Origin of the sequence: Chitinophaga agrisoli, assembly GCF_008386695.1 — a bacterium.
GTDB classification, from domain to species: domain Bacteria; phylum Bacteroidota; class Bacteroidia; order Chitinophagales; family Chitinophagaceae; genus Chitinophaga; species Chitinophaga agrisoli.
In genome coordinates this window covers 519220-533910 of record NZ_VUOC01000002.1, presented here as the reverse complement: position 1 = coordinate 533910, position 14691 = coordinate 519220, and the positions used below count along the sequence as shown (strand labels likewise).

Here is a 14691-nt window from a genome sequence, read left to right as displayed (position 1 = left end):
ATGCACCGCTTTTTACTGCCAGTTCTGTTCTTACTGTTATTGTGCACGGCAGGATCTGTTGTGCTGCATGCCCAGGAGCGGGAGCATCGTATTGCGGCCCTCGCAGACGCCCAGCCCGGAAAGATCAGGTTACGCTGGTCTCCGGCCAGCTATATAGCCTGGGAAATAGGTAACAAATATGGTTATACGGTGGAGCGTTTCACCATCGCTGTAAACGGGGAGCTGGTGAAAGGGCCTAAACCGGTGCTACTAACGCCACAGCCTTTAAAGCCGTATACCCTTCAACAAATGGAAGCGGCGGCAGAACAGGATGAGCGTGTGGCCGTAATAGCCGAAATGATCTATGGAGAGGGCGCGCCCAAAGTGAAACCGGAAGGCGGCATTGGCGCCTGGTTTGAAAGCAAGAACCAGAATGACTGGCGTATGGCCATGGCGCTGCTCTCCTGCGATCTTTCCATTAACGCCGCTAAAAGCGCAGGCCTGTACCTGGAAGACCTGGATGTAAAAAAAGGCGAGCGGTATGTGTACCGCATATCGCCGGCCAAACAACCGGTGAACCTGGTGATAGATACCGCCGTTATAGTGACATCTGTTGATGAGCCCACATTATTATCCCGCCCACAGGAGCTGGCCATTGTATGTGCGGATAGCGCCGCGACTTTAGGCTGGCTGACAGTATATAACAAACGGATGTACTCCGCTTATATGGTGGAACGTTCTACCGATGGCAAAACATTCAAACCTGTCACGCCCTTGCCGGTGCTGCCTACCAATCCCGATCCCAGGGGCTTTGCCTATTACCAGGACTCGCTGCCGGATAATGACACCCGGTTTTATTACCGTGTGCGCGGCGTAACGCCATTTGGGGAATATGGGCCTTACTCGCAGGTAGTGGAAGGCATAGGGGTTCCTACGGTAGCAGACCGCCCTATAATGGATACTATTATTGTGGTGGATAATAAAAAGATCACGCTCCAATGGCAGCTTCCCGGCGATCTGTCAAAGCAGTTGTCGCAGCTGATCATTACCCGGGCGCCTAATGGTAAGGGGCCTTTTCTGCCTATTGCCACGTTTAAGGTGGATAAAAAGCCGGTATATACCTATACAGATGAAAAGCCGCTTGGCACCAACTATTACCGTATTAAAGGCATTACCAGAAAGGGCAAGGCTATTTACTCCTTCCCCTATTTTGCGCAGATAATTGATACCATACCGCCGGCCACGCCATCCGGACTGGCGGGAAAGATCGATTCATCCGGTATTGTGGGCCTGTTATGGGACCATAATAAAGAACCGGATCTGAAAGGCTACCGCGTGTTCCGCGGTAATACGGCCCAGGAAGAGTTTATTGAAGTGACCCGCGAGATCTGTACCCGGCCGGTTTTTGCTGATACGGTAAGCCTGCATACCCTGAGCTCCAAAGTATTCTATAAGATCATTGCGGTGGATAAGAACTATAATACTTCTGATTACACTGCGTATATCATGCTGAAAAGACCTGATACCATTGCACCTTCTGCGCCGGTAATGACGCGCGCCTTCCGGTCAGACAGCCTGCAGGCGGTGGTACTGCAATGGCGTAACAGCACCAGCGAAGACGTGGTGAAATATGAGCTTTACAGCATTAATGCAAAAGACAGTACCCGTACCATGAAACTGGCCTGGGATACTGCGAATAAACGGGAAGCCTATACAGATACAGCCCTGCAGCTGGGGAATACCTATTACTATGAGCTGTGGGTATATGATGATTCCGGTAATCATGCCAGGGAGCTCAGTGGGGATGTCTGGTTTGAAACGCGCCGGCGGCCGGCTGTTTCCAATTGGAAAGCGGTACTGGATAAAGAGAAGCGGCAGGTGCAGCTGAGTTGGTTATATAACCAGCCGGAGGTTAAACATTATTTTATTTACCGGGCAAAGAACGATGATCCGTTTATTTTATATACTACCCGGGACGGTACAACGAAACAGTGGACAGACGATGAGATCATATTAGGCAACGTCTATAAATACAAGATCACCGCCGTATTAAAGGGAAACGCCAAAGCAGAGATGAGCAAAACGGTGGAGATCATATTTTAAACCCATACCATGAAAAAGATTACCCCACTGCTGCGTGTAGCGCTGATGGCCTGCCTCCTGCTGGTAGTTAGTGGAAAAGTATTGGCCCAATATACAACATCGGGTGTTTACCTGGAATTTGACCAGCCGCCGCCCGGATCTATAGCAATGGACGGCGTATACTTATCGTCCGGAGAGTACATCGCTTTTTCCGGTGGCTATGTTATGGGTGGCAATATTCCCTCTAACAACATTCAGTACCTGATGGGTTCCGGTTTTAGTTATCCTGTACGCGTAGACGCGATCTACCCGGTAATGCCTCAGGGAGGTAACCTTAGTTTCTATGGAGAGCATTATCATTATAACATATTTGGAGACTACTCCGTGCGGTTCGTGTATATCATGAATCCTCCCAATAATATCATGGCAAGTGTTGCCTCCAATAGCCAAACCTGTGCCAACGATGCTATCACCTTGTATTTCAGTTCAGAGCGGCCATTATTTACCGATAATATAGTACTCACCTCCGTTCTCTGGGAATACCGTGTCAGTGGCGAGGCTGACTGGCATTTATATGATCGCGGCTCATTACAGGGTTACAATTCCGTCTTTCAACCGCTTTCAGTATTGGGCGCGGTATCCGGGCCGGTGAATGTACAGTTCCGGTGCCGGATACAGGCGGAATATCCGGATGCGCTTTTTTTCTCGCCCTACAGTAATCCCAGTGGTTATTATACTATTATTCCCGAGCCTCCCAGGGTGAATGCCGGCGCCATCCAGGTAACGCCAGCCTGCCATGGCCAGTCCAATGGTAAAATAGCGCTGCCCGGCAGTGCGATCACTGCAAACTCTTCCAACATGCGCTGGATCCTGCGTCCCGGCGATGCAAGGAATGCCTGTGATCCTGGCCTGGGATCCGGGCCGTCGAATTGTGGCGATATGGTAGATTGGAGCTATGGCGCCGTTCCTGTTTCACAAGGCATCTCTAGCAGCGGCCGCGCTCCAGGTACTTATACCCTATGGGTCCTGGATGGCACACAGGGTAGTAACTGTATTACGCCAATACTGGTAACTATACCGGAATTGGACGAGCTGGTGATCAGTAATAATACTTCACAAACCAGCAACATTAGTTGTTTTGGTGGCAACGACGGCGTTATAAGCGTGACTGCCTCCGGTGGTAATGGCCCTGGCAGCGGTTATTTCTTTAGCCTGGAAACAAGGGCTGGCGTAGTGGTAGTTGGGGAACAACCAGGTAGCGGCAGCAGCAAAAACTGGTCTGGATTGCCCGCTGGTGATTATACGGCCTGGGTAAGGGATGCTACCTGTACCACTATCCGGAAGCCGGTTAATATTACTATTAGTCAGCCGCCGCAGATCACGGGAGAGGTGACGCCGGTGCAACCTACTTGTCTTTCACCTGGTAATGGCAGTCTTGCCGTGAAAGCAGATCCGGGCGCTACCAATTACGAATACAAATTGTACCCCAAGGGTAGTAGCAACGCGCTGCAGGAATCCGGTGCGGTCGCTACCCGCAATTATACATTCTCCGGTTTAGGCGGTGGAGACTATACGGTAGCGATACGCAATGCAGATTATCCAAGCTGCGACGGCTGGGCTACGGATGTTTCGCTGAATACTGTATCGCCGCTGGGCCTGCAGCTGCTAGCTAACGATTCCGTAAGTTGTTACGGGGGCCATGACGGGCATTTGCAGTTCTCTGCTTCCGGCGGTTCCAACGCTTTCCGGTATACGCTGAGTGGTAATGGTATTACGCCGGTTACCAATGCTACGGGGAATTTTTCCGGCCTTACTGCCGGTGATTATACGATCACATTAAACAATGCCGCACCTGGCTGTAATGACCAGCTAACAGCAGATTACACGGTGTACCAGCGTGATCCTTTGCAGGTTCAGCTGCAACCAACGGCTATTACCTGTGCGGGCAAGGATAACGGGGTGCTCAGGGCGGTGGTTGGCGGTGGTTCTGCTTTTTATAAATATACGTGGCAGCAATATAAGAACGGCGCCTGGACCGGCAGCAGTTTCTGGTTTGAAACGGATACGCAGATCGAGGGGTTGACGCCCGGCACTTACCGGGTGATCATTACAGATAGCCGCGCTGCCGGATGTATTGTTACTTCCGATGAAATTGTTCTCGACGATCCTGCTCCGCTTGTTGTTACCAATGTTTCCGTGACACAGGCCGTTTGCCTGGCAGATGGCGCTGCTATCAGCATGAGCGCCACTGGTGGTGATACGCATTATACCTATGCTTATTCATTGGATGGCGGTGCCAGCTTTACCAATTTTACGGCGGCAGACCGCCTGCATACGGCAGGTATTTATACGTTACGCGTTGCAGATGGCGCAGGATGCGCTACGATAGATGACAATACTCATAGTGTAACATTACCTGCAGCCGCACTTAGCTTTACCACAACGGTATCTGACTATCATGGTTTTAATCTTTCCTGTACCCATGCGGGTGATGGTAGTATAACCATACATGCGGTTGGCGGTAATGGCGGCACGTACAGCGGATATCAGTATAGCCTTAATGATGGCCCTTATCAAAGTACTAATACCTTTACAAACCTGGAATCGGGTATCTATACCATTCATGTTAAAGACGGCCGTGGTTGTGAAGTGACAGGCAGTGTTACCCTGACTGAACCGTTTATTGTTATCAATGCTACTAAGCAGGATATCATATGTTATGGCCACGCAACCGGCAGTATTACCACTAATATCTCCGGTGGCGCAGCGCCTTATGCTATTTTAATGAATGGCGTAAGCGCCGCCCCTTCTATGGCGAACCTGGCACAGGGTGATTATACTTTACATATCACTGACGCCAATGGATGTTCAAAAGATACGTTGATCTCCATTGTGTATACTTATCCTGCGCTTGGCATTCAAAATTTAGCGCTAACAGATATCAGCTGTTATGGCAGTACGGGTAATATCAATTTTACTGCTACTGGTGGAGATGGTACTTACCAGTACTGGCTTAGTACAGATAATTGGGTTAGCCAAACACCGTATACGATCGGTGCTCCTTTAACCGCCGGAGATTATGCGCTGCAAGTAACTGATGGGCATGGCTGTGCGGTTACCAATACCGGTACCTTGTCTATTACCGCTCCACCTGCCCAGCTGAGTTTTACAGCGAAACTATCAGACTATAATGGTTATAATATTTCCTGTGCAGGCGGGAGCAATGGGTTTGCCCAGATTACGGCTACGGGTGGGAATGGCGGCGCGTACAGCGGCTACACCTACGCGCTGGATAACAGGCCTTTTGGCAGCGCAGCGCCTATACAAAATATCAATGCGGGCACGCATATCCTGCGTGTAAAAGATGCCAGGGGATGTGAAGTATTTGCTACCTATAGCTTCACGGAATCCGCACAGGCTATTGGCCTGCAGCTGATCAGCAAACAGGATGTAACCTGTGCCGGTATTCCCGCGGGTAGTATTACCGTGGCGGGCAGTGGGGGAGCAGGTGGTTTACAATATAGTATAGATAATACCAACTGGCAATCCAGCGGCATGTTCACCGGCCTGGTAGCGGGTACTTATACAGTGGCAGTAAGAGATGTGAATAATTGTGGCAGATCCATTACGGTACAGGTGAATACGCAAAATGCGCCGATCGTGGTAGATAACATCACCCGTAACGAGATCGTTTGTTTTGGTACAGAAGGTAGTATTAATGTGCAGGCCCATGGGGGAACCGGCGCGCTTACCTACGAGTACTCCCTGGATGGGGGTGCGTTTACTGCTTTTAATAATAATACAGGGTTCCATGCCGGCAATTATACTGTCCGTATTAAAGATGCGGCGGGTTGTTACTCCGCGGTGTCTGATGTATTAGCCATTACGGCGCCAGCTGCTCCTTTAACTGCCGGGGTGACGATATCTGATTTTAACGGGGTAGCTATTTCGTGTTACGGTTTGGCGGACGGGGTTATCAATGTAGCTGCCAGCGGTGGTAATGGTGCTGGTTACGCTGGCTACCAATACAGTATCAATAACAGCGCTTACACCGCCAACGGCCATTACAGCAACCTATCCACCGGTAACTATCAGATAAAGATCCAGGATGGCCGCGGCTGTATAATTACCAGGAACGTGGTGCTGCAACAACCGGCGGCGCCTGTATCACTTGCTGTTACGGGTATTGAGAACCTGGTATGTGGCGCGCAACCTACCGGTGAGATCTCCTTACGGGCAAATGGTGGTACGCTGCCTTATGCCTACTCACTGGATGATGGCCCCGCACAACAAAGCGGTGTATTCAGTACGCTCAGCGCGGGGAATTATGCCTTACACGTAGAAGACGTTAATGGTTGCACCGCCGGTACTACCGCCAATGTGACCACGCAGTACCCGGCTATTGCCGCTACCGCAATTGTTAAGCCGGTTAACTGTTTTGGGCAGGCAGATGGCGCTATTAATGTAACTGCCACCGGTGGCGATGGCAACTATACCTATAGCTGGAATACGCCGGAGATCTCCGGCGCGGATGTTACCAAGATACCTGCCGGTGAGTATGCGCTTACCATTGCGGATGGTACGGGATGTAATGCTTCCTTCAACTACGAAGTGGAACAGCCGGTGTTATTAAGCTTGGCTGTAGCCGGTCCGCCGGTATGCGAGGGTTTACATGATGGCCATATTGACATTAACACCCAGGGCGGTATACCTCCTTACCAGTATTCGCTGAACGGGGATACCTGGCAAACTAACACATCCTTTTCCAACCTGGCAGCAGGTGTTTATAACATAGCGGTACAGGATGCCAACGGTTGCACCACCCGCCAGGATGTAACACTGGATAAAGCCAATACTAAACCGGATATAGACTTCCTGGTGGCATCCCGCAAAAATGCGCTGGATACACTTGCGATACAGGATATCAGCTTTCCGGCGCCGGACCATCTGAACTGGCGCTTCTCTCCGGAGGCAACGCTGCTGGGGTACAAGGATGGTACGCCATTGATAAAATTCAACGCTCCTGGTACGTATTGGGTGGAAATAAGCGCTGATTTTGGCAGCTGTACCTACACGGTGCGGAAGGATATTACGATCAGCGCCTATGATCCGCTGGCAGGCGCCGGTTACAGCCTGCCGGTACAGGTGATAGACGCCGTAACGCTATCGCCCAATCCCAATGATGGCAATTTCCGGTTTAAGGTGAGCCTGAACAGGAAACAGCAGGTGGTAGTATATGTCTATGATATCAACGGCGGCATATTAGGCAGGAAACAATATACCTCCACGTTAACAATAGATGACCAGTTCTCTTTGAATAATACCCTTCCCGGAACCTATGTATTGAGAGTGATCGCAGAGAATGAAAGCAGGGACCTGCGGTTTATTATCACCAATTAGAATGGTCTGGCCTTTATCAAAACCATTAAATGAAGTATTGCTTTAGAACTGCGCTTTTAACCTGTTGTATCTGTCTGCTGAGCCTTATTACTACCAAGGTATGGGGCCAGGCGTTCTATTCGTCTATTTATATCCAGATGCCGGGTAACCCGCCGCATGACCTGGGATTGGGGGTGAAGCTGGAAAATTCGCAGCCCATCAACCTTTTGGCCCGCACCGTGCCGCTTCCTGTGCCCAACGCCGTTTATGGGACCGCTGAGTATTACCATCCGCAGTACCGTGTATTTCGCAACGGCGTGCAGATTGGAACAGTGGACGCGTCAAAGATCTATCCGATCAGTGACAACGGCATTCCTGTTGCATTTAATTTCTTTGGACCGCAGATTGACTTCGGTTATTTTAAGGCCAGGTTTGTATACGAGATGCCGGACCCTACCCAGATCGTGATAAACTTTAATCCCGGCGCCACGGTTTGCGGTAATGCGGTGGTTAACCTGTTAGCGCCGGACCGGCCTTTGTTCTCTGACAATGTTGTGAGGACCAGCGTAGTTTGGGAGTATAATATCAATGGGCGGTGGAAAGGGTTTGATTCTTCTTCCAATGCCCTTAGTATCAATTTTGAGGTGGGCGACAAGATCCCTGAATTGAGGACCGCCACCCAAACCCTCCGCTTCCGTTACCGGAAAAAAGCAGAATATATCGGCGGCGTGTACGGCCTGTTCTATTCCGAATACAGCCCGGAAACGGGATCGTTTACATTCTATCCTCCTCCTCCCAAAACAACGCCTGCTAATATATTGATAACGCCGGCCTGTTATGGGCAGAACAACGGATGGGTAAGTGTTGCCGGTAATACCATCAGTTCTCCTTTCGAGAATATGCGTTGGATCCTGCGCCCGGGTAATGTTGCCGGCGCCTGTGATCCGGGGCTTGGCAACGGCCAGTCTAATTGTGGTGATATAATAGATTGGAGTGAAGGGGCAGTACCGGTTTCCGGCGGGCTAACCACGCAAAAGGTGGGGCCGGGCACTTACAGCCTTTGGCTGGTTAGCCCCGGCGGGAGTGTAGACCGTAATTGTATGAGATCCTACCAGGTGGTGGTACCGCAGCTGAACCAGCTACTGGTAGTCAATAACAGCGCATTAACCACCAATATAAGTTGTTACGGCGGCAGTGATGGCGTGGTGAGCGTAACCGCTTCCGGTGGCGACGGCGCCAACAGCGGTTATTTCTTTACCCTGGAAACAGCCACTGGCACAGTAGTGGCGGGGGAGCAACGCGCGGGCGGTAATGTTATGTCCTGGTCTAACCTGCCTGCCGGCAGTTATAGGGTATGGGTACGGGACAATACCTGTAATGGCGTGCGGGCATCTGCGAATATCACGCTTGGGCAGCCTCCGCTGATAACGGGGCAGATCATGCCTATCCCGCTCACCTGTAATACGCCCGGCAATGGCGGCATTGCTGTTACAGCAGATGCCGGTGCAGCCAGCTACGAATATAACCTGTATCAGCAGGGTAATAGCCAGCCCATACAAACATCCGGCGCCGTTACCGCCCGTAACTATACCTTCTCCGGTTTAAGCGCTGGAAGCTATACTGTGGAGATCCGCAATGCGGATCATCCCGGTTGTGACGGCTGGACTGCGCCGGTAGCACTGGATGTTGCGCCGCCATTGGGTCTGCAGCTTGCAGCCCGCGACTCCGTAAGCTGCTATGGCGGCAATGACGGGCATTTACAGTTCACCGGCGCCGGCGGCTCCGGTACTTACCAATATACGCTAAGCGGTAACGGTATACCACCGCTTACCAATACCAGTGGCGATTTTACGGGGCTTACTGCGGGTAGTTATACTATTACTCTAACCAATGCAATAGCTGTCTGTAATGATCAGGCGGTGCAAACCTATACCGTATACCAGCGTAGCCCGTTACAGGTACAGCTGCAGGCAACCCCTATTACCTGCGCAGGTAAGGGGGATGGCATACTTAAAGCCATTGCTGCCGGCGGCTCTGGTTCCTATAAATACACCTGGCAGCAATTCAAGGGAGGCGCCTGGGTAGGTAACAGTTTCTGGTTCAATACAGATACGCAGATCGAAGCCCTGGCGCCGGGCCGTTACCGGGTAATAATAGAAGATAGTAAGGCTGCAGGATGTACGGTTATGTCTGATGAGATTGAATTGAGTGAGCCCGCTCCACTTACCTTCACTAACATAACGGTGCAGGAAGCTGTTTGCCTGGCGGATGGCGCCGGCATTAATATAAGCGCCAGCGGAGGAGATGGTAATTATACTTACGCTTACTCGCTGGATGGCGGTAATGCCTTTACCAATTTTACGGCGACAGACCGTTTACATACGGCTGGTAATTATACCTTGCGCGTTACAGATGGCGCAGGATGCGCTACGATAGATGGCAATACTTATAGTGTAACATTACCGGCGGCTGCCCTTAGCTTTAGCAGCCAACTATCTGACCATCATGGTTTCAATCTTTCCTGCACCCATGCGGGTGATGGTAGCATTACCGTTAACGGTGCCGGCGGTAACGGTGGCAGTTATAGCGGCTATCAATACAGCCTCAATGGCGACCCTTATCAAAGCGCTAACCGTTTCAGCAACCTGGCAGCCGGAGCGTATACCATCCGTGTAAAGGATGGCCGTGGTTGTGAAGTGACTGACCATGTTACCCTGACTGAACCGTCTATTGTTATCAATGCTACTAAGCAGGATATTACCTGTTATGGCCAATCAACCGGTAGTATTACTACCAGTATCTCCGGTGGCGCAGCGCCTTATGCTATCTTAATGAACGGCGTAGCCGCCAGCGCTGCTATGACGAACCTGGCACAGGGTGATTATACTTTACATATCACTGATGCCAATGGTTGTTCAAAGGATACGTTGATCTCCATTGTATATACTTATCCTGCGCTTAGTATTCAAAATTTGGCACTCACGGATATCAGCTGTTATGGCAGTACGGCTAATATCGATTTTACTGCTACGGGTGGAGATGGTATTTACCAGTACTGGCTTAGCACAGATAATTGGGCCAGCCAAACACCGTATGTCATCGGTGCTCCTTTAACCGCCGGAGATTATGCACTGCAATTCACTGATGGGCATGGTTGTGCTGTTACCAATACTGGTATTTTGTCTGTTACTGCTCCGCCGGCCCAGTTGAGTTTTACGGCGAAACTATCAGACTACAATGGTTACAATATTTCCTGTGCAGGCGGGAGCAACGGGTTTGCCCAGATCACTGCTACGGGTGGGAATGGCGGTACGTACAGCGGCTACACCTATGCCTTGGATAACGGGCCTTTTGGCAGCGCAGCGCTTATACAAAATATCAATGCCGGTACGCATGTTCTGCGTGTAAAAGATGCCAGGGGATGTGAAGCAGTTGCTACCTATAGTTTCACAGAATCTGCGCAGGCTATTGATCTGCAGTTGGTCAGCAAACAGGATGTAACCTGCGCGGGTATTCCCGCGGGTGGTATCAGGGTAGCGGGCAGTGGGGGAGCAGGTGGTTTACAATATAGTATAGATAATACCAACTGGCAATCCAGCGGCATGTTCACCGGCCTGGTAGCGGGCAGTTATACAGTGGCAGTAAGAGATGTGAATAGTTGTGGTGTATCCATTACTGTGCAGGTGAATACGCAAAATGCGCCGATCGTGGTAGATAACATCACCCGTAGCGAGATCGTTTGTTTTGGTACGAAGGGTAGCATTAATGTGCAAGCGCATGGTGGAACCGGCGCGCTTACCTACGAGTACTCCCTGGATGGGGGTGTGTTTACTGCTTTTAATAATAATACAGGGTTCCATGCCGGCCATTATACGGTCCGTATTAAAGATGCGGCGGGTTGTTACTCCGCGGTGTCTGATGTATTAGCTATCACGGCGCCAGCTGCCCCTTTAACCGCCGGGGTGACGATATCTGATTTTAACGGGATAGCTATTTCCTGTTACGGTTTGGCGGACGGGGTTATCAATGTAGCCGCCAGCGGCGGTAATGGCGATGGTTACGCCGGCTACCAGTATAGTATCAATAACAGCGCTTACACCACCAACGGCCATTACAGCAACCTGTCCACCGGTAATTATCAAATAAAGATCCAGGATGGCCGCGGCTGTATAATTACCAGGAACGTAGTGCTGCAACAACCGGCTGCGCCTGTATCACTTGCTGTTACGGGTATTGAGAACCTGGTATGTGGCGCGCAACCTACCGGTAAGATCACCTTACAGGCTGGTGGTGGTATACCGCCTTATGGTTATTCATTGAACAACGGCGCCGCACAGGATGATAACAGTTTTGCGGCATTAAGCGCCGGTAATTATACGCTGCAGGTAAAAGATGTCAATGGCTGTGCCGCTAATACCACGACTAATGTTACTACGCAATATCCTGCCATCACTGCTACGGCTAATGTTATTCCGGTTAACTGTTTTGGCCAGGCAGATGGGGCTATTAAAGTAAGTCCTGCCGGTGGCGATGGGAATTATACTTATAACTGGAATACGGCGGATCTCTCCGGGCCGGATGCTATTAATATCCCTGCCGGTAATTATGCACTCACTATCGCGGATGGCACGGGTTGTTCCGCCTCGTTTAACTATGCTATTGTGCAGCCGGATCTCCTGGTGGTTACTACCGCGGCTGGTCCTGTGTGTGATGGTTTAAGCGATGGCCTGCTGGATGCGCAGGTACAGGGCGGGCTTACGCCCTACCAATATTCGCTGGATGAAGCGGCCTGGCAAAGTTCCGGCAGCTTTGACCAGCTGTCTGCGGGTACCTACCATATTAAAGTGCAGGATGCTAATGGCTGTATTACAGCCAATGAGACCATCATTCCCAAAGCCAATACCCGGCCGGATATTGATTTCCTGGTGGCATCCCGTAAGAATGCGCTGGATACCCTGGCAATAACGGAGATCAGCCTGCCGGCGCCTGACGAAACAAAATGGGCGTTTTCTCCGGAGGCAGTGCTGCTTGGTTATGATAAAGGCATGCCACTGATCAAATTTAATAGTCCCGGTACCTATTGGGTAGAGATGACCGCGCGTTTTGAGGCCTGTACGTATTCCCTCCGGAAAGATATTGAGATCAACGAATATGACCCGCTCTCCGGGCCTGGCTATGATGTACCGGTGCATGTAATAGATACGGTAACGCTTGCGCCTAATCCAAACGAGGGCCAATTCCGGTTCAGGATAACGCTGAACAGGAAGCAACAGGTAGTGGTATATGTGTATACCATCAATGGCGGCATAGCAGGTAAAAAACAGTATTCAAACACATTAACGATAGAGGACCAGTTCTCCCTGGATAACCCCATCCCCGGTACATATATACTCAGGGTGATCGCGGAAAGCGAGAGCAGGGACATACGGTTCATCATCACCCGGTAAAACGCATTATATACCTATGAAGCGCTATATACATTACTGTCTGACACTGATGGCCCTGTTGTTGGGAGCCAGGCAGGTCCAATCCCAGGCGCTGGACCAGCTGGGAGTAAAAAAGGGCGTCGCCATGAGCGGCTCCGTAAACAGCAGCGTTACCGCCTATTCCGCCAGCGGTATTGAAAGCCGGCGTGATCCGCTGGCCTGGTATCTGAACGGCAATATCAACATCAATCTTTTTGGATATGATATGCCCTTTTCTTTTAACTACAGCAACCAGGGCCGGAATTATTCGCAGCCCTTTAACCAGTTCCGGTTTGCGCCGGCCTACAAATGGGCGCGGGCCTATTTTGGCACGACCAGCATGAATTTCAGCAGCTATACCCTGGCGGGCCATTTATTTGACGGGGCAGGCGTGGAGTTGAGCCCTGGTAAATGGCGCGTGTCTGCCATGTATGGCCGCCTGCTCAAAGCCGTTCCTTTTGACGCGGCCGCGCCGGAAAGTTATGCGCGTGCCGCCTACGAGCGTAACGGCTATGGTTTAAAGATGGGCTATGAAGCGGATGGTAATGCTTATGGCGTGACTATTTTCCATGCAAAGGATAAAGCTTCTTCGCTGCCCTATATACCGGATGACGCCAATCTTACGCCCCGTGAAAATGTGGCCGTGGCTTTTAGCCTTCGCCAGAGCGTTGCCCGCCGGGTATTTGTGGATGTAGAGTATTCTATTTCCGCCATTAACCGGGATACCCGCTCAGAGCTAACGAAGTTTGACAGCACCCGGGGCACTTCTAATTTCCTGGGCAATTTCCTGTCGCCCACTTCCAGCACCCGTTATTTTGACGCCATACAGGCGGGCCTGGGATATACCGGTAGCTTTTACACCGTACAGCTGCGTTATGAAAGGGTGGCCCCGGATTATGTAACGCTGGGCGCTTATAACGTGGTGAACGATATGCGTAATATTACCGTGGCGCCCACTGTACAGCTGTTTAACGGAAAGCTGAACCTCTCTGCCAACGCAGGTATGCAGGTCAATAACCTGGATCACAGCAAAAACAGCGATACCCGCCACTGGGTAGCTAATATAACCGCCGGGGTAGTGGTCAACGATCACTGGGCGTTTAACGGCGGGTATTCCAACTTCAGCAACTATACGCGGATCCGGCCGATGGTGGATCCCTATTTTACAGATCCGCTGGACACGCTGAATTTTTACCAGGTGAACAATACCTATAATGCGGCTATCATGTACCGCACCGGGAATAAGGAAAGGCAGCAATCCATTTCCCTGAACACCTCTTACCAATATGCCAGTGACAAAAGCAACGCGGAGGATGCGGTGGCCAACCTGAGCAGATTTTTTACTTCTAACCTGAGCTATGCCTATAATCTGCAGCCTAAATCCCTGTCCATGACGGGATCTGTGAACTACTACCGCAATACCGCGCCTGGTTTAAGCACCAGTTTTATGGGACCCGGTGTAGGGGTGAACAGGCAATACCTGGATAAGACGCTGCGCGCCGGCCTTAATGCGAATTACAACATTACCAGGGCCACTACTGATAATGCAGGCGTGCGTACCAGCACCACCAGTTCCCTTTTTAACACGGCGCTCAATCTTAACTACTCGCCCAAAGGCAAACAGGCAGAAAGCGCCCCGGTGGATGGTAAGAAGCGGTTTTTTGGACGCCAGTCGCATAATATAGGCGGTACCGTAATGTGGCTGCTGCATGGCGCTGCGGCCAACCAGCGCGGTTATAACGAGCTCACTACCACCGTTAATTATACCTATTCGTTTTGATAATCA

Annotated in this window: 4 protein-coding genes; all 4 read left to right on the top strand. The window is 50.9% G+C overall.

All coding sequences use genetic code 11. The features are described 5' to 3' along the window. The 4 genes from F0L74_RS09460 to F0L74_RS09445 are packed head-to-tail and all read left to right on the top strand — an operon-like array spanning position 1 to position 14685. Positions 1-2082, top strand: coding sequence for a fibronectin type III domain-containing protein (locus F0L74_RS09460; RefSeq protein WP_149837616.1), 2082 nt, complete (start codon positions 1-3; stop codon positions 2080-2082). A 9-nt stretch (positions 2083-2091) separates the two neighbouring features. Then, positions 2092-7461 (top strand): T9SS type A sorting domain-containing protein, encoded by a 5370-nt coding sequence (locus F0L74_RS09455; protein ID WP_149837615.1) that lies wholly within the window; start codon positions 2092-2094, stop codon positions 7459-7461. A 29-nt stretch (positions 7462-7490) separates the two neighbouring features. Then, positions 7491-12887 (top strand): T9SS type A sorting domain-containing protein, encoded by a 5397-nt coding sequence (locus F0L74_RS09450; RefSeq protein WP_149837614.1) that lies wholly within the window; start codon positions 7491-7493, stop codon positions 12885-12887. 16 nt (positions 12888-12903) lie between these two features. Further along, positions 12904-14685 (top strand): hypothetical protein, encoded by a 1782-nt coding sequence (locus tag F0L74_RS09445; RefSeq protein ID WP_149837613.1) that lies wholly within the window; start codon positions 12904-12906, stop codon positions 14683-14685. Positions 14686-14691 lie beyond the last annotated feature (6 nt).

Coding starts and splice junctions, on each gene's coding strand:
- F0L74_RS09450 (WP_149837614.1), top strand. CDS start 7,491: ATGAAGTATTGCTTTAGAACTGCGCTTTTAACCTGTTGTATCTGTCTG.
- F0L74_RS09460 (WP_149837616.1), top strand. CDS start 1: ATGCACCGCTTTTTACTGCCAGTTCTGTTCTTACTGTTATTGTGCACG.
- F0L74_RS09445 (WP_149837613.1), top strand. CDS start 12,904: ATGAAGCGCTATATACATTACTGTCTGACACTGATGGCCCTGTTGTTG.
- F0L74_RS09455 (WP_149837615.1), top strand. CDS start 2,092: ATGAAAAAGATTACCCCACTGCTGCGTGTAGCGCTGATGGCCTGCCTC.